This window comes from Pseudoalteromonas sp. SCSIO_11900 (assembly GCF_000576475.1).
Lineage (GTDB): Bacteria > Pseudomonadota > Gammaproteobacteria > Enterobacterales > Alteromonadaceae > Pseudoalteromonas > Pseudoalteromonas tetraodonis.
The window spans coordinates 1,708,233-1,724,697 of record NZ_KK070023.1 but is presented as its reverse complement, the minus strand read 5'-3'; the positions used below and the strand labels follow the sequence as shown (position 1 = coordinate 1,724,697).

Here is a 16,465-nt window from a genome sequence, read left to right as displayed (position 1 = left end):
TACTCCCCTATTAGAAGCCCAAACTTGATAATAGATCATCAACTTCATCTTGATCAGATACAACATCATTACGCGATTCTTTATCAATAATAGGCCCTTCGGGACCTGCTAGTGTTTGTGCAACAATGGGATCTTCTATTTTTTCTGGTTGTTCAGTTGGTTCAGCCTCACCACCTTGCGCTGCAAATGCAGTTAAAAGGTGAATTAAACTTTCTTCAACTTCACGGACAAGTTCAATAACACGGCGAATAACCTGACCGGTTAAATCTTGATAGTCTTGAGCCATCAGCACATTAGTCATCAGCATTTGTAACTCATCGGTTTTGTGATGAGAACTGCTCATAAACTTATCAATACTATGGCAAAGTGATTTAAACTCACCAAGCTCTATTTCGCGGTTCATTAAACGATCCCACGTTGGCTTGATATCAGCTATTTCGTCAGCGATTTCTTGTGCTAATGGTAAGCTTGCTTCAACCGCATCCATTGTCTTATTGGCTGCGTTTTCTGTCATTTCCATGACATAGTTAAGGCGTTTTTTTGCGTCAGGGATGGCATCAGTGGTAATGTCTGTTAAACGCGTGTCTAACTCGAAACTTTTTAAAGCTTCGTGCAGTTGACGAGTCAACTTTCCCACCTCAGCAAATAAATGTGATTGCTCTTGTGAAGCTGTTTCTAAAATTAACTGATTCGCTTTATCTTGCTCACCATTTTCTAAAAAAACAACTAACTGGCGAGCTTGTTCTAAAGTAATCTGAGGCGCAGCAGGTGCTGACATAAGCCTCTCCCTCTCATTAACCTAAGCGTTCGAACACTTTTTCTAATTTAGTTTTCAATGTACTTGCAGTAAATGGTTTAACAATATAACCATTAACACCTGCTTGGGCCGCAGCAATTATTTGTTCTTTTTTAGCTTCTGCTGTAACCATTAAAACAGGAATATGCTTTAATTTTTCATCCGCTCGAATTGCCCTTAAAAGATCAATACCTTGCATGCCTGGCATATTCCAATCTGTTACAACAAAATCAAACGCTTGATTTTGCAACATAGGCAAAGCAGTTGACCCGTCATCTGCTTCTTGAACATTGGTAAAACCTAAATCGCGCAACAGATTTTTAATAATACGTCTCATTGTTGAGAAATCATCAACAACAAGAATTTTAATGTTTTTATCCAAAACATCCTCCAGTGAGGCCTGAACCTTTATTTACTTACTTCTAGTTTATCCAGTCATTGATTTTTGCTTTAAGCTTAATCATCGCCTGACCATGTATCTGACTTACACGCGATTCACTTACATCGAGTATATGCCCAATTTCTTTTAAATTCATCTCATCGTTATAGTACAAAGAAAGCACCATTGCATCTTTCTCCGGTAACGACTTTATTGCACTGAGTAAAGACTCATTAAACCGTTCATTTTTAACATTATTAAACGGTTTGTCTAGTGCTAAATCTTGGCCATGGGGTGTAATCACATCGTCATCTATACCAAGGTCTTCAATGCCTAACACTTTGCTTACATTTACATCGTTTAAAATATGATGATACTCATTTAGCGAAATTTCAAGTTTTTCAGCAACTTCACTATCTTTAGGTTCACGGTTTAAACTGTTCTCAAGCGCAACAATAGTCTCTGCAACCAAACGGCTTTTTCTGTGAACTGAACGTGGAACCCAATCGCCTCGGCGCATTTCGTCTATCATCGCACCACGAATACGAATACCGGCGAAGGTTTCAAAGCTTGCACCTTTGCTTGCATCAAAGTTTTTTGAAGCTTCAATTAAACCAATCATACCCGATTGAATTAAATCATCTAGCTGCACACTGGCCGGTAAACGAGCAATTAAATGGCACGCCACTTTTTTGACTAATGAGGCATGCTTTTCAACAATCATATTTAAATTCTGTGTTGACTGATATCCCATAACTCTATTCACCGGTATTGTCATTGTTAGTTACTAACTAGTTTCTCAATGAAGAACTCTAAATGACCCGAGGCTTGGCTAGGTGTTGGCCACTTAGCAATTTTTGTAGCCAGTGTTTTAAAAGCAATTGCAGCAGGCGACCCAGGAAAAATCTCAACAATTACTTTTTGGCGGCGCGTTGATTTGCGCATATTTTCATCATATGGAACCGTTGCAACCAACTCCATTGATATATCTAAAAATCGGTCGGTAACCTTTGAAAGTTTTGCAAACAATTCCTGCCCTTCGCGTAAACTGCGCACCATATTGGCAACAATTTTAAATTTATAAACGCCGTGCTCACGGCTAAGTACTTTAATTAAAGCATAGGCATCGGTAATTGATGTAGGCTCATCACATACCACCACAAGCACATCTTGCGCTGCGCGAGAAAAACTCAGCACCATATCGGAAATACCCGCAGCGGTATCAACAATTAAAATATCAAAGTCGGTGTTAAGTTCACTAAATGCACGAATAAGTCCAGCGTGCTCTGAGGGTGATAACTCAACCATACTTTGCGAACCCGATGTTGCAGGCACTATTTTTATGCCTGCGGGACCTTCGACTAAAATATCATCAAGTTCACATTCGCCCGATAAAACATGAGATAAATTACGCTCAACGCGCAGTCCAAGCATCACATCACAATTCGCTAATCCTAAATCAGCATCTAGTACAAGCACACGTTTGCCTTGTTGGCCTAACGCGATTGCTGTATTAAGGGATACGTTCGTTTTACCCACTCCACCTTTGCCGCCGGTGACAGCGATAACTTTTACGCCGTTATTATTATTCTTGCTCATTTTGCGAAGGCCGCTTGCTTGATCTAAAACTGTGTTAATCATACATCTCTACTGTGCTCGACGCCACTGATTGGTGTCGTGATTGTTGTGCTTTTATTCTTTTTAAATACAATTGCTCAGCTTTTTTTACTAGTTTTTCGGCATTTGCCACTCTAATATCTTCTGGTACTCGCTGACCGTTAGTAAGATACCCTATTGGGAGACGATTTTGAATCGCAATACTAATAATCTCACCTAAACTCAATGACTCATCAAGTTTAGTAAAAATACATCCACTTAGCTGTACTTTTTTAAAGTGCCTTACTGTTTCTTGCAATACATTAATTTGCGCCGTCGCACTTAATACTAAATAACTACGTATATCAACACGCTGATTACGCATCAAGGTGTTTAACTGCTCGGTTAAGCGTAAATCACGTTGACTCATTCCCGCTGTATCAATTAAAACTAGACGTTTATTTCGTAAATGATATAAAACTTCTGCTAATTCATTTGCATCTTTAACTTGTTTAACGCCACAACCTATAATACGACCATACGTTGCTAGCTGCTCATAAGCACCAATACGGTAGGTATCGGTAGTAATAAGCGCTACTTTATCGGCACCGTATTTTTGTGCACCCAATGCTGCCAGTTTTGCAACTGTGGTGGTTTTACCCACGCCAGTAGGCCCGACTAACGCAAAAACACCGCCTTGGCGAAGTATTTCGTTGTTCGTGGTTTGCATTTGATCTTCAACCATGTTCAATAAAGCTTTCCAGCCTTGTTGGCGAGACACATCGTCTGGTACAAAACATGCCATTTGCTCAGCAACATTTTTCTCTATCCCCATACCGACTAAGCGGTCAATCATACATGCACGGGTCGGATCGCGACGTGCCATATCTTGCTGCATTAAACCTGATACTTGGTGCTCTAATAGTTGACGAATTGCGTTCATTTCTTCACGCATTGTGCTGATGTCACTGGATTCTTTATGCATTGTTTGCTGACCCGGTGCGCTAGGTGAATCTAAATCGTCAAAGCCACTGTCTAAGTCGTCAAAACCTAAGCTATCGGCTTGGGTGCGAGGACGCACTGGCACGCTTTGTTCACGTTCAAACATATTTTTAGGTCGTGATTGCACAAGCTCTTGTTCTTGATAGTGGCCAGATGTGTCAATACCAGAGTGTGAAAACATTGAAGCAAGCTCTGCTGAACGAGGACGTGGAGACTGACGCTCTAGTAAGGCTTGTAAGCTATCTGCAACCTTTGCTTGTGGCTTAGGTTGAGCGCGTTGCGGTTCTGGTTTAACAAAATTATGTGAACTTTGCTCAGTATGTGCAAATGAAGCGCTTGCAGCAGGTTGACTTTGAGGCTGCTCTGGCGGTTTTGTCGCTGCTTTGTCGTAATCAACTGCAGCAACAATTTCAACGCCATTAGCTAGTTTTTTATTTGACATAATAACCGCATCAACACCCAACTCTTCTTTGACTTCTTTTAGTGCAGTGCGCATGTCTTTAGCAAAAAAACGTTTAATTTTCATAATTCAAACCCCTTTAAAATCTTATTGTTGGCCTACAGAGCTGACAATCTTGATCTGTCTTTCATCTGGTATCTCTTGATAAGACATCACCCGCAATCCTGGAATGGTGTATTTAACAAATCGAGATAACACAGTGCGTAACATTCCTGACGTTAGCAATATTGAAGGTTCACCGGCCATTTCTTGATTTTGATGCGCTTCATTCAATGATGTTTGAAGTCTATCAGCAAGCCCTGGTTCTATTCCGGCACCTTCATCACCTGCATTTTGAAGTGACTGATGCAACATCTGTTCCAACTCAGGCGCCAAGGTTATGACAGGGATTTCAGAAGACATACCAACAGCATCTTGAACGATTAATCTACGCAACGATATTCTCACTGCAGCCGTTAATACATCTGGGTCTTGGCTACGAGGGCCATACTCAACAAGGGTTTGAACAATTGAGCGCATATCTCGTATTGCTACCCCTTCATTTAATAAATTTTGTAGTACTTTAACGATGGTGGTTAGTGGTAATACCTCAGGTACTAGCCCTTCAACTAAGCGAGGGTGACTTTTACCTAACATATCTAATAAGTTTTGTACTTCTTCATGTCCGAGTAATAATGCGGCGCTATTAGTGAGTAACTGACTAATATGAGTGGCCACAACGGTTGCTGAATCAACTACGGTGTAACCTAAAGACTGTGCTTCATCTTTTTGAGCAGGTTTTATCCAAACTGCATCTAAACCAAACGCAGGATCTTTAGTTTCAATGCCTTTGATCGGGCCAAATACTTGGCCTGGGTTAATCGCTAATTCATCACCATGTTTAAGCTCACCCTCACCACTTGATACACCCATCATGGTTATGCGGTATGCATTTGGGTCGAGTTCTAGATTATCGCGTATATGCACCGGCGGCACTAAAAAGCCCAGCTCTTGAGATAGTTTTTTACGCACTCCTTTAATACGGTTTAACAGCTCGCCACCTTGTGATTGGTCAACGAGAGGAATGAGTCGGTAACCGACTTCTAAGCCAATAACATCAACTTGTTGAACATCATCCCAACCTAGTTCTTTTTGCTCTTGTTTAGCCGCAATTCCGGTACCTGAGGCCGCATTTTCGGCTTCTTCCGCTTCTGCTGCGGCTAATTTCAGTTTGTTTTGCTGGGTGTAGTATGCAAGGTAACCTAAAAGCGCCCCTAAACTTAAAAATGCAATATGCGGCATACCTGGGACTAAACCCATAGTGATGAGGATACCAGAGGCAATAAATAATGACTTTTCGTTACCTAATTGCTTCTTAAACTGATCGCCCATATTGTGCGATTCATTTTGACGGGTTACAACAATCGCAGTACCAATTGAAAGTAGTAATGAAGGTAATTGCGCGACTAAGCCATCACCAATGGTCAATAGTGTGTACACTTCCATAGCGCGTGAAAAACTTAAATCATGTTGGATCATGCCAACAAATAAGCCACCCACAATATTGATCACTAAAATGACTATGCCAGCAATAGCATCGCCTTTTACAAATTTACTGGCACCATCCATAGAACCATAAAAGTCAGCTTCACGGGTTACTTCATCACGACGCTCTCTGGCTTGCTCCGCACTAATAAAGCCAGCATTCATATCTGCATCTATGGCCATTTGCTTACCTGGCATAGCATCTAGAGTAAAACGCGCTGATACTTCTGAAATACGTCCTGCACCTTTGGTAATTACCACAAAGTTAATGATGATCAGAATTAAAAACACCACTAAACCCACGGCGTAGTTACCACCAATCACCACCGAGCCAAATGCTTCAATGACTTTACCAGCAGCATCACCACCGTTATGACCCTCAAGTAGTACCACCCGAGTACTGGCTACATTAAGTGCTAAGCGCATTATGGTTGCAATTAACAGCACCGCTGGGAACATCCCAAACTCAAGCGGTTTCATGGTGTATACAGTGACCAGTAATACAACTAATGCGAGCGCGATATTAAACGAAAATAATATATCAAGCAGAAATGGAGGCAGTGGTAATATAACCATGCCAAGCGCAGCTAAGACTAAAAGCGGTGTACCAACACCCTTTGCATATTCTTTTTTATCTTTATTAAGTTGTTGTAATACCGCTTTAAATTCCATAACTCTACAATTTCAAAAAATTGACACTACGCTGAAATTGCAATAACTATTCCAAGTTAGTTGGTTAGCGGTTAATACTTAAATTCGTCGGGGATAGGTAGCTTTTTATTAAGCGCAACAGGGCGTTTTCCACGGCCTTTTTTAAACCGTTTAAGCTGAAATACATAGGCAAGCACTTGTGCAACTGCAGTAAAGAGCTGATCGGGAATTTGCTCCCCCACTTCAGCGGTGTGATAAAGCGCTCGCGTTAAGGTAGGCGACTCAACAATAGGCACTTCATTACCCAAAGCAATTTTACGAATTTGCATAGCGAGCTCATCAACACCTTTGGCTAGTACAATAGGCGCTCCAGCTCGCTCTGTGTCGTATTTTAAAGCCACTGAGTAATGAGTAGGGTTGGTAACAATAACATCGGCATCAGGAACATCCTGCATCATTCTCTTTTGCGACATTTGACGTTGGGTTTGCCTGATACGCGCTTTGATTTGCGGATCACCCTCAGAGTTTTTATATTCATCTTTTACTTCTTGCATCGTCATTTTAAGCTGTTTGTTATGGCTATAACTTTGAAATGGCGCATCAATAGCTGCAATAATAATTAAGGTGCAAGATAACCCTAAAAACATCCAGGCTAATATTTCTAAAGCATGCACGATATTGCCCGGCGCACTTTCTATACTCAAATGTAATATTTCATCAAAATAAACATTAATTAAAAAGATAGCGAAGGTCGCCACTAGGCCAAACTTTAATAATGACTTAAGTAGTTCAATAGCTGCTTGCGGGCCAAACATCCGAGTAAAACCTTTCATTGGCGACATTTTACTGGCTTTGGGCGCAGCTGCCTGCCAGCTAAAATTAAAGCCGCCAAGCATGGTGTTACCAATAAACGCAGCTAGTACAATAATAAGTACAAACATCGACATAGGAAATAACAGTACATCGGCCACCTCCCCCCACACCGCAAACATTTTTGTGGTGTCGTAGGTTTCATTGCGATTAAGACTAAGCATTCTGCCCATAATTCGGTACAAGCCTTTGCCAATTTCAGGGCCGTACATTAATAGAGAAATAGCAGAAAAAATAAGTACAAACATGGTACCTAACTCTTTAGAACGCGCTATTTGGCCTTTCTTTTTAGCATCATCAACTTTTTTTGGGGTGGGTTCTTCGGTTTTTTCTTGTCCGGAATCTTCAGCCATTACGCTCTCCTAAGGGGAACAACCAACTAGAGTACACATCAGCTCAACCATTTTTAGCCATTGGAACTCAAACTGAGTGACAAAGTTACCAAGCGTTGCCCAAATAATAACGAGCCCTGCCACTAAGGTAAACGGAAAGCCTATAGAGAAGATATTTAACTGTGGGGCAGCACGGGTCATGATGCCAAATGACATATTAATTACAAGCATGGCGGTTAATGGTGCTAATGACAGCACTAATGCAGTGGTAAACATCCAACCACCCCATGTCACTATGTCCCAATAATGATCAACCGCCCACCAATTACCATCAATTGGCAGTACCTGAAAACTATGTACCACCATTTGAATCATCATTAAGTGGCCATTAAATACAAAAAATAACAAGGTAGCTAAAATGAGGTAGAACTGCCCTACAGCAGGCACACTCATTCCATTTGAGGGGTCAACAACTGACGCAAAACCTAAACCGGTTTGCATAGCAAGGATTTGCCCGGCTAACACAAATGTATTGAGCAGTAGTGTGGATGCAAAACCAATCGCAACGCCAATCAGCATTTGTTGTAGGACCACTAAAACCATTTCAAAAGAAAATAAATTAGTAAATGTAGCAGCAGGAAGAACAGGAACAACTAAGAAGGTGACCACTACAGCCAAGCCCATTTTTATTCGAGCAGGTACGTTTTTTGCGCCAATACCCGCCATGATCATGATCATAGAGCTGATGCGCACTAAGGGCAGTAAAAAATCACTTAACCATTGAATGACAACGGAAAATGGAAATTCCATTGTTAACCTGCAATTTCGGGGATAAGCAGCACTAAGCGATTAAAAAAGTCCATTAGCTCTTGAGTAAACCAATGTCCTCCCACAATCAGGGCACTGATGGTGATTAATAAACGCGGTAAAAAACTCAGTGTTTGTTCGTTAATTGAGGTTGCTGCCTGAAACACAGCCACAACCAACCCAATAATTAAGCCAGGTACCACAATGGCAGACACCAGCTTAATCACTAAAAATAGGGCTCCACTTAAAATATCAACAAATACTTCAGGTTCCATGGACGACTCCTAGTGTAGTTGGTTAAATGAAGAGTGCACAACTACGTGCCCAAGCCAAAGCTTTTAGCGAGTGTACCCATCACCAAGCTCCACCCATCAACCAATACAAACAACATAATCTTAAACGGTAGCGACACAATCATGGGCGATAACATCATCATACCCATGGCCATTAATACCGATGCAACCACCAAATCGACAATCAAAAAGGGAATAAAAAACATAAAACCAATAATAAAAGCAGTTTGTAGCTCACTGGTCACAAACGCAGGAATAAGCACAACCATTGGCGTTGCTTCAGGCGAGTCAAGCTGATCGTAACCTGCTATTTTAGCAAAGGTTTCTAAATCTTTTATACGTACCTGTGAGAGCATAAACGCTTTCATTGGCTCTTTGGCTAAATCAAGTGCTTCAAGTGACGTTACTTGTTCACTTAAATACGGTTCGATAGCGCGCTCATTTATTTGCTCATAAATTGGCGCCATAATAAAAATACTTAAAAACAGCGACATACCTAGTAATACTTGGTTCGAAGGCGTTTGCTGCAAACCAATGGCTTGGCGCAAAATAGCTAAAACAACAATAATTCGAGTGAAAGAGGTCATCATGATAATGGCGGCTGGAATAAAGCTCATAGCCGTCATGATCGCCAACACTTGTAGCGTCACTGAGTAGTCTTGGGTGCCATCGGCATTAGTGGTGATCGTCAGCGCGTCAATCCCCTCGGCATTGACCCCTGGGACGAACACCATGGCAAATAGGAAAAGCAGCCATTTAGTCATAATATTAGTTCTTTTTATTTTGATTAAGTTGCGGATTCAACATTTTGCCAAACCGCTTCGCTAATTCTGGTAACTCTTTTTCTGTTAGGGGTGTTTCTAACTTGTGTAGATAATTAATACTGTGTGGAGTAACCCCTAATAGATGCTGTGCATTATCTATTTCAACCACCATTAAGCGCTCACGTGATCCCAACGGAAGACTGCGGATCACTTTAAACTCATCGTTATTGGTTAAATTTGGATTGAGCTTTTTTACAAAAAAAGCCAACACTAAAATTAACACCACAACCATACCCAAAGATAACACCATGGATACGATATCTGTGGTCGGTGTTGCAGCATCGGTTGCTGCAAACACCGAATTGCTTAAACTAGCTAGTGCTATCATCGCAACTTTTTGATCCGTTCAACCTGGCTAATTACATCCGTTAAACGAATACCGAACTTATCATTCACCACAACCACTTCGCCATGCGCAATCAAAGTACCATTAACTAAAACGTCAAGCGGTTCTCCGGCAACCCTGTCAAGCTCAACGACCGAACCTTGGTTAAGTTGTAATAAATTACGAATATTAATTTTAGAACGCCCTACTTCCATAGAAATAGTAACGGGAATATCTAAAATAGTATCGAGTTTACGTTTTTCTTCACCGCTGAGTTCATGCTTTGAATCATCAAGCTCATCAAGCTCGGTTACTTTGACCTCAGAACTATCGTCAGTGCCTTCAGCTTCAGCAAGTGCTGCGGCCCATTCGTCCATTGTATCTTGATCATCGCTCATACTTTTAACCTTTTAATCAATTACCAGTCTAAGTCTACACCGTTTGAAAGGTGTAAATCATCTTCTAGTTCTGCTAATTCTGCATCTGAATCAATTTTTTTGCCGCCTTTGGTAAAGACATGCAGCTCAGATTTAACTGAATCAGGGCGTTTAATTTTTTCACTAATTTGTAGCGCAACGTTATCGCGTGAACGACCCATTTTAGCTCTAAATGTAGGGAGTTCTTCCACAAATACGGTAATATGCTCAGGCATTTCAACTGGAATTATATCCCCAGCTTTGAGCTCCATTATTTGTCTTAAGCTTAAATCAACTTCAAGTAGCTGGGTCGATAAATCGACTTCTACATCCATTATTTCGTCACGAAGCGCCTTACTCCAACGTAAATCGGTATCTTCAGTATCAGACTGAACACCCGCATCCAATAGCTCTCTGATAGGTTCGAGCATTGAATACGGCAGCGCAATATGGAAGTCACCACCACCGCCGTCAAGCTCAATATGAAAAGAGCTGATAACCACTACTTCGGTTGGGCTAACAATATTAGCCATCGCAGGGTTTACCTCAGAATCGAGGTACTCGAACGACACATCCATCACCGGTGCCCATGCTTCTTTGTAATCTTCAAAGATTATTTTCAGCAGCATTTGTACGATTCGGCGTTCTGTTGGGGTAAATTCACGTCCTTCAATTTTGGCATGATAACGGCCATCGCCACCAAAGAAGTTGTCTACCAGTATAAATACTAAGCGTGCTTCCATGGTAATAAGGCCGGTGCCTTTTAATGGGCGAAAACGCACCATATTCAAACTCGTTGGTACAAACAAGGTATGTATGTACTCACCGAACTTGATCATTTGCACGCCGTTAATTGACACCTCAGCGGTGCGGCGCATCATGTTAAATAAGCTAATTCGCATATGACGGGCAAATCGCTCATTAACAATTTCAAGTGTCGGCATGCGACCACGCACGATGCGATCTTGCGAAGAAAAGTCGTACTGAAGTGTACTTCCCTCACCATCTTCACCGTCGTGTATATCTTCCTCTTCGACTTCATCGACACCATGTAATAGCGCATCAATTTCGTCTTGGGATAATAAATCGCTCACACTGGCCCCTTATTGCATCACAAAGCTGGTAAATAGTACCCGCTCAATTACTTTGTTGCCTTCAACATTCATCATAGCGGCCTGTACTTTATCAAGTGCAGTAAAACGCAGTGTTTCTTTGCCTACACTGGTGCTAAGTTCATCAGCCGTTGTCATGGAAAATACACTCAGGAGTGTGCCTTCAATCAGTGGAATGTGTTTTTTAGCCGTTTCTTCATTACCATCGCCGCGCACTAATAATTGCACTTTAATCTGTACAATTCTATCGCGACTAGCCCCTGGCACATTAAAAATAAACGGTCTAGGCATAGCAACATATAAAGCACTGCCAATCGTTGCCGAAGAACTTGTTGGCGCAGCAGCTACCTCACCATTGGCAGCATCACCTGCAAGGGTTTCTACTGGCCCATCACCACCTGATAATAAAAAGTACCCTGCCACAGCGCCAACAATAAGTAATACAGCGGCAATAATTATTATGAGTTTGCTTTTACTTTTACTTACTTCTTCTATTTCTAAATTAGTATCTTCAGCCATTGTATTTCCTTTATTTGCAAAGGTATTTGCTTGTTTTAACTATTATAATAGCAGGACTTAGGCATAGTAATCTATTGATGATGACGTTTGTTGTCCAGAACGCTGTATTTGCTTATCTGGTTGCTCACTATTTGTCTCATCTGTAGAGCGATTATTGGCCATTTGCCCTTGTGCATTACCTTCTTGTTGCTGTGCTTGTTCACCTGAGGAATCACCGTAAGAAATACTGCTTTCACCTAGCTCTAAACCTTGCTGCATCAGCATTTCTCTAAGCCTAGGTAACGACTGCTCCAGCGCTTCTTTGGCTTGCTGGTTTTGCACTACAAAGTTGATTTGTGCTTGCTCAGCATCACTTCTAATACGAATTTGCATGCTGCCCATTTCTGGCGGATCTAGGCGAATTTCAGCTTCTTTATTATTAATACTTAACATTGAGCTAACCCGCTCTTGTAGTATTTTTGCCGCATCACTTTTAATAATGTTTAATGCCTGTAACGTGGCAGGATCAATGCTTACTTGTTTCGCTTGTGCAGTACTTTGTAACAGTCCTGCTTGCAAGCTTTGCGCTTCAATAATAGCTTGTTCGTACCCTAAAGTATCGTATTTAGCGAGACTATTAAGCGACTGTTTGTCAAATATATTAATGATCTGAGAGAAAATTTGTGCTGCACGCGGTGGCATTTGCTCAGCATTAGTGCCGCGTATGCTCTCTTTTTGTAATGCGTCTAACTGTTTGGCAAGCTCTGCAGGGTTATCAGCTACCGATTTTGAACTCTCTAATTTTAGCTCAGGTTTTACATTGGCTGATTCAGTACCAGTCTGTGCTTTTGCCGTTATTGCTCCCGCCAAAGCATTATTTGAAAATAGTGGCTTATCTTTGGCACTAAACAAGCTATCCGCGTTAATCGCGGTTTCTAAATCACTGATTACTCCTTTTAGCGAGGTAAGTTCTTTCGTTGATAAAGATTCATTTTTAACGTAACCCTGCAACTGATTGAGTAAGGCCTGTTTTTCTGGGGTAGTTAGCGTACTTATTTGTGCATTAATGATCTGCTGAGGTGTTTGCGGCTTCTCACTTTCACTCACATACTTACTGAGTAATAGCTTTAAATCCGCTAGGTTATCTTTATTAATTGGCTTGCTCATCGCATTAAGCTCAGTAGCTAATTCACCTTGCTGAGCAGGTGTTAAATTTGCCAGTAATTTATCTGCTTTAATGGCATTATCATCTTTTGATAACAGCGCCAAAAAGGAAGTATCTAGCGATGCTTTAATGTTCATAGTCTCGGTCGGCTTATCCGATGGTTTAGCAGCCGCGAGTTCATTTGTAACAGCCTCATACTGTCCGGTTGGGGCAGCTGTAGCTAAAGGTTTCGTGTCAAGCTGTGAAGACTCAGCTGCAGTTTTGCTTGCTGATTCAGAACCTACAGTCTTTTGTGACTGCACAATGGCCGTATCATCAACAATTTCATCACTTGGTAAATTAATAACAATAGGTGCCAGCTTATCTTCAGGCTTAGCGTTTATTTTAACAGCGTCTTTGTCTATTAACTGCGCACCGCCATGGGGGTTATTTTTTACTGAGGTATCGATGACTTGTGCCGCATTAATTTGCGCCAGCATATCTTCACCGCTCAAAGGTTTTTCTTCGCTACTTTGCTCTTTTAGATCGGATTGTTCATCTGCTGATTGTTTGTTTGGCGCTTTAGCTTGCGTACTGTGTGTTTCAGAAGCTTGGTTAGCAAGAGCTAATTGATCAAAAAAGCCAGCATCATTACTGCTGTCTAGCTTTGTTTTATCACTGTCTTTTTTAACTAAGTATGAGTCTTGCTCAGATACCGCTAACATTGAAATATCATTTATCGCCATAAATCACCTAATAAAAGCGGCAACAGCCCACCGCACAATCCTAAAAATCATTACTCTTGTAGAACCTAAGCAATTATCATGCCTACCTTATAGTGCTTTATGCCTTTGATAAAACTGATTAGAGGAAAATTCATCGAGCATTTTTTGCTCACTTTTAGCGGCCAACATATCCGCTTTTATCTGTTGTTTTTCAATTAACTTAGCAACCGCTTTCGCTTTTACTTGTTGCTTTAACCACAAGGTTTTACGCTGGCTAACCACCTGCTTTGCAGTGTTAACAGTGCTTGCTTGTTGACGTATCGCTTCTTCAATCTTAGCAATGAATGCATGATACTGACTAAATCCGGCACTTGATAAACCCGATTGCCCCTTAATATGAAGTTGCTGCGTGTATTCTAGTCGAAAGTCATTTAAGCCCTGCAGCTTTTGCTGATTTAATTGCAAATTTTGATTAGCTTGCAAGTAGCTCATGCGTAACGTTTCTTCTTTTTCGTTTTCAAGCTTGAGCAACAAATGCAGTTTATTTTTTGCCATTATGCTTGTCCTAATAATTGCGCTAGCCCTTGAAGGCCATCATCATAACTAATCACATCACGCATCCCTTGTTGTAAAAATGCGTTCACTTTTGGCATCATGTTTATTGCCTGATCGAGCATTTGATCACTGCCTTTTTGATAAGCGCCCAAGGTGATCATGTCTTTGTTCTGTTGATACATTGAATACACTTGCTTAAGCACCCGAGCTTGTTGCATGTGCGACTCAGACACCACTTGAGGCATAACTCGAGAAATCGATTTTTCTATGTCAATGGCAGGATAATGGCCGCTGTCGGCTAAATCACGCGATAAAACAATATGCCCGTCAAGTATGGCACGTGCAGCATCAGCAATCGGGTCTTGCATGTCATCGCCTTCACTCAGTACGGTAAAAAAGGCAGTAATAGAACCTTGCCCTTCCCCGCCGTTACCCGCTCTTTCCACCAGCGCAGGTAATTTAGCAAATACTGAAGGTGGGTAGCCTTTTGTTGCAGGGGGCTCACCCACAGCCAGCGCGATTTCACGCTGTGCCATAGCATAACGCGTCACCGAGTCGAGTAATAACAACACGTTTAAACCTTGATCTCGAAAATACTCTGCAATGGTTACCGCACTTTCGCAGCCTTTTAATCGCATTAATGGTGAGGCATCAGCGGGGGCTGCAACAACAACTGAACGTTTACGCCCTTCAACACCCAGTATTTCTTCAATAAATTCTTTTACTTCTCGACCACGCTCACCGACTAAACCCACCACAATCACATCGGCTTCACTGCCTCGGGTCATCATGCCTAATAATACTGATTTACCCACACCAGAGCCTGCAAATAAACCCATACGCTGACCTTGGCCTACCGTAATTACTGAGTTAATAGCCCGCACCCCCACATCCATAGGTTTACTAATGGGGCGCCGTGCCAGTGGGTTTATTGCATTTTGAGCAAATTTGAGTGTATGTTCTGCATTAATTTTACCTAAGCCATCTAAAGGTCTGCCTAAGCCGTCTACCACTCGACCAAGTAAGCTCATGCCAACAGGCAAACCTGTGTCATTAACTTGGGGGATAACTCGCGCACCAGGCAGTACGCCTGAAATGTGGTCGTTAGGCATTAAATACAAAGTTTGATCGTTAAAACCAACAATTTCAGCGTCAACAAAGCCGTTCATTGTTTCAATTTTACATTGGCTGCCTACCGGAGCGCGCAAACCTTTGGCTTCCAGTGTTAAACCAACCACACGGGTTAAAACGCCCGCAACCGCAGGCGTTGGAATTTTAATATGCCGTTGGTATTGAGATAAGCGTTCGCTTAATGAAGTATCGCTCACAGACATGACACGCCAATAAAAAGTTAGATACCACTGTTATGCAAAAAGCTATCCAATGTTTCTTTGATACGGGTTTTCAAGGTCATATCTAAAGATGATAACGTTGTTTTAACTTCACAACCGCCCCGCTCTAGAGTGGGTTCTGCAATTAGTTGCCAATGATTATCTTCAATAGCTTGCTCACCATAACTGGTTTTTATTAGCGTTAAGTCATCTGGATGAAGATGAATTTTAACTTTCTGTTGTTCTGCATTGAGTGCATCAATACTTTTTTTCAAAGTATGTAAAATAATATCAGGTGATGTTTTTACTTCTTGATAAATAATCGCTTCACTGAGCATAGTGGCTAGCTGTACCAGCTGTCTTTCTGCTTGCTCGTCCACTTTTTTAAGCGGGTCGCTTAAACTATCTAGTAAGCCACGCAGGCTGCTCAACTGCTCATCAATTAAGGGTTTAACGTCTTCTTGGCCTTGTGTTTTACCCAGCTCTACACCTTCTTTGTAACCCGCCTCTTTACCCTCGGTTACGCCTTTGTCAAAGCCATCTATATAGCCTTGTTCGTGCCCTTGTTTAAGGCCTTCTTCGTAGGCATCTTGGCGAATACGCTCCAGCTCTACCATAGTTAATGAAGGCAGCTCTGGTTCTTCCGGTTCTTCTACTTGTTCTTTTGCTATTTCTTTACGGTATAGCTCGGCTAAGGGTGTGCCATAAGCTGTAGAGCGATTGCGAAAGCTACGCTCATCGGGAGAAACATCAGGAATTGGCCAATTTTTTAATAACTCATCAGCTTCATCTGCATGTAATGGGCGACCTTTAGAGTGACTCATA

Annotated in this window: 18 protein-coding genes; all 18 read right to left on the bottom strand. The window is 41.6% G+C overall.

Annotated elements, in window-relative coordinates; genetic code table 11:
* Window positions 1–10 precede the first annotated feature (10 nt).
* On the bottom strand, window positions 11–778 hold the full coding sequence (locus BG00_RS07990) for a protein phosphatase CheZ (protein WP_036981764.1): 768 nt from the start codon (window positions 776–778) through the stop codon (window positions 11–13).
* Window positions 779–794: 16 nt separating this feature from the next.
* On the bottom strand, window positions 795–1,178 hold the full coding sequence (gene cheY, locus BG00_RS07985) for a chemotaxis response regulator CheY (RefSeq protein ID WP_036981761.1): 384 nt from the start codon (window positions 1,176–1,178) through the stop codon (window positions 795–797).
* Window positions 1,179–1,218: 40 nt separating this feature from the next.
* On the bottom strand, window positions 1,219–1,929 hold the full coding sequence (locus BG00_RS07980) for an RNA polymerase sigma factor FliA (RefSeq protein ID WP_008112209.1): 711 nt from the start codon (window positions 1,927–1,929) through the stop codon (window positions 1,219–1,221).
* 26 nt (window positions 1,930–1,955) lie between these two features.
* Complete coding sequence (locus BG00_RS07975) at window positions 1,956–2,816, bottom strand: MinD/ParA family ATP-binding protein (protein WP_036981759.1); 861 nt, start codon at window positions 2,814–2,816, stop codon at window positions 1,956–1,958.
* Window positions 2,809–4,299, bottom strand: coding sequence for a flagellar biosynthesis GTPase FlhF (gene flhF / locus BG00_RS07970; protein ID WP_036981757.1), 1,491 nt, complete (start codon window positions 4,297–4,299; stop codon window positions 2,809–2,811). The genes BG00_RS07975 and flhF overlap by 8 nt, the downstream gene beginning before the upstream one ends.
* 21 nt (window positions 4,300–4,320) lie before the next feature.
* Window positions 4,321–6,429 (bottom strand): flagellar biosynthesis protein FlhA, encoded by a 2,109-nt coding sequence (flhA, locus tag BG00_RS07965; protein WP_036981755.1) that lies wholly within the window; start codon window positions 6,427–6,429, stop codon window positions 4,321–4,323.
* A gap of 71 nt (window positions 6,430–6,500) precedes the next feature.
* Window positions 6,501–7,631, bottom strand: a complete 1,131-nt coding sequence (gene flhB, locus BG00_RS07960) for a flagellar biosynthesis protein FlhB (RefSeq protein WP_036981753.1) — start codon at window positions 7,629–7,631, stop codon at window positions 6,501–6,503.
* 9 nt (window positions 7,632–7,640) lie between these two features.
* A complete protein-coding gene (gene fliR / locus BG00_RS07955) occupies window positions 7,641–8,420 on the bottom strand; it encodes a flagellar biosynthetic protein FliR (protein ID WP_036981751.1) in 780 nt (259 codons plus the stop codon).
* 2 nt (window positions 8,421–8,422) lie between these two features.
* Entirely contained in the window at window positions 8,423–8,692 is a 270-nt protein-coding gene (locus BG00_RS07950; RefSeq protein ID WP_010387922.1) for a flagellar biosynthetic protein FliQ, read from the bottom strand.
* Between the two features lie 41 nt (window positions 8,693–8,733).
* Window positions 8,734–9,474, bottom strand: a complete 741-nt coding sequence (fliP, locus tag BG00_RS07945; protein WP_013465552.1) for a flagellar type III secretion system pore protein FliP — start codon at window positions 9,472–9,474, stop codon at window positions 8,734–8,736.
* 4 nt (window positions 9,475–9,478) lie between these two features.
* Window positions 9,479–9,862 carry a flagellar biosynthetic protein FliO gene (fliO, locus tag BG00_RS07940; protein ID WP_024602027.1) on the bottom strand — a complete coding sequence of 128 codons (384 nt, stop codon included), beginning with the start codon at window positions 9,860–9,862 and terminating at the stop codon, window positions 9,479–9,481.
* On the bottom strand, window positions 9,859–10,257 hold the full coding sequence (fliN, locus tag BG00_RS07935) for a flagellar motor switch protein FliN (RefSeq protein WP_036981749.1): 399 nt from the start codon (window positions 10,255–10,257) through the stop codon (window positions 9,859–9,861). Before fliN ends, fliO begins: the two co-directional genes overlap by 4 nt.
* A gap of 20 nt (window positions 10,258–10,277) precedes the next feature.
* Window positions 10,278–11,369: a flagellar motor switch protein FliM gene (fliM, locus tag BG00_RS07930; protein WP_036981747.1), complete on the bottom strand. Its 1,092-nt coding sequence runs from the start codon at window positions 11,367–11,369 to the stop codon at window positions 10,278–10,280.
* Window positions 11,370–11,378: 9 nt separating this feature from the next.
* Window positions 11,379–11,906 carry a flagellar basal body-associated protein FliL gene (gene fliL, locus BG00_RS07925; RefSeq protein ID WP_036981745.1) on the bottom strand — a complete coding sequence of 176 codons (528 nt, stop codon included), beginning with the start codon at window positions 11,904–11,906 and terminating at the stop codon, window positions 11,379–11,381.
* 57 nt (window positions 11,907–11,963) lie between these two features.
* A complete protein-coding gene (locus BG00_RS07920) occupies window positions 11,964–13,775 on the bottom strand; it encodes a flagellar hook-length control protein FliK (protein ID WP_036981743.1) in 1,812 nt (603 codons plus the stop codon).
* Between the two features lie 87 nt (window positions 13,776–13,862).
* Complete coding sequence (fliJ, locus tag BG00_RS07915; RefSeq protein ID WP_036981741.1) at window positions 13,863–14,309, bottom strand: flagellar export protein FliJ; 447 nt, start codon at window positions 14,307–14,309, stop codon at window positions 13,863–13,865.
* On the bottom strand, window positions 14,309–15,643 hold the full coding sequence (gene fliI / locus BG00_RS07910; protein ID WP_036981739.1) for a flagellar protein export ATPase FliI: 1,335 nt from the start codon (window positions 15,641–15,643) through the stop codon (window positions 14,309–14,311). The genes fliJ and fliI overlap by 1 nt, the downstream gene beginning before the upstream one ends.
* A gap of 17 nt (window positions 15,644–15,660) precedes the next feature.
* Complete coding sequence (gene fliH / locus BG00_RS07905; RefSeq protein ID WP_036981737.1) at window positions 15,661–16,464, bottom strand: flagellar assembly protein FliH; 804 nt, start codon at window positions 16,462–16,464, stop codon at window positions 15,661–15,663.
* Window position 16,465: the final 1 nt, after the last annotated feature.

Excerpts from the sequence above, each read along its gene's own strand:
- BG00_RS07990 (WP_036981764.1), bottom strand. The coding sequence starts at position 778 with ATGTCAGCACCTGCTGCGCCTCAGATTACTTTAGAACAAGCTCGCCAG.
- BG00_RS07980 (WP_008112209.1), bottom strand. The coding sequence starts at position 1,929 with ATGGGATATCAGTCAACACAGAATTTAAATATGATTGTTGAAAAGCAT.
- BG00_RS07975 (WP_036981759.1), bottom strand. The coding sequence starts at position 2,816 with ATGATTAACACAGTTTTAGATCAAGCAAGCGGCCTTCGCAAAATGAGC.
- flhF (WP_036981757.1), bottom strand. The coding sequence starts at position 4,299 with ATGAAAATTAAACGTTTTTTTGCTAAAGACATGCGCACTGCACTAAAA.
- flhA (WP_036981755.1), bottom strand. The coding sequence starts at position 6,429 with ATGGAATTTAAAGCGGTATTACAACAACTTAATAAAGATAAAAAAGAA.
- flhB (WP_036981753.1), bottom strand. The coding sequence starts at position 7,631 with ATGGCTGAAGATTCCGGACAAGAAAAAACCGAAGAACCCACCCCAAAA.
- fliR (WP_036981751.1), bottom strand. The coding sequence starts at position 8,420 with ATGGAATTTCCATTTTCCGTTGTCATTCAATGGTTAAGTGATTTTTTA.
- BG00_RS07950 (WP_010387922.1), bottom strand. The coding sequence starts at position 8,692 with ATGGAACCTGAAGTATTTGTTGATATTTTAAGTGGAGCCCTATTTTTA.
- fliP (WP_013465552.1), bottom strand. The coding sequence starts at position 9,474 with ATGACTAAATGGCTGCTTTTCCTATTTGCCATGGTGTTCGTCCCAGGG.
- fliO (WP_024602027.1), bottom strand. The coding sequence starts at position 9,862 with ATGATAGCACTAGCTAGTTTAAGCAATTCGGTGTTTGCAGCAACCGAT.
- fliN (WP_036981749.1), bottom strand. The coding sequence starts at position 10,257 with ATGAGCGATGATCAAGATACAATGGACGAATGGGCCGCAGCACTTGCT.
- fliL (WP_036981745.1), bottom strand. The coding sequence starts at position 11,906 with ATGGCTGAAGATACTAATTTAGAAATAGAAGAAGTAAGTAAAAGTAAA.
- BG00_RS07920 (WP_036981743.1), bottom strand. The coding sequence starts at position 13,775 with ATGGCGATAAATGATATTTCAATGTTAGCGGTATCTGAGCAAGACTCA.
- fliJ (WP_036981741.1), bottom strand. The coding sequence starts at position 14,309 with ATGGCAAAAAATAAACTGCATTTGTTGCTCAAGCTTGAAAACGAAAAA.
- fliI (WP_036981739.1), bottom strand. The coding sequence starts at position 15,643 with ATGTCTGTGAGCGATACTTCATTAAGCGAACGCTTATCTCAATACCAA.
- fliH (WP_036981737.1), bottom strand. The coding sequence starts at position 16,464 with ATGAGTCACTCTAAAGGTCGCCCATTACATGCAGATGAAGCTGATGAG.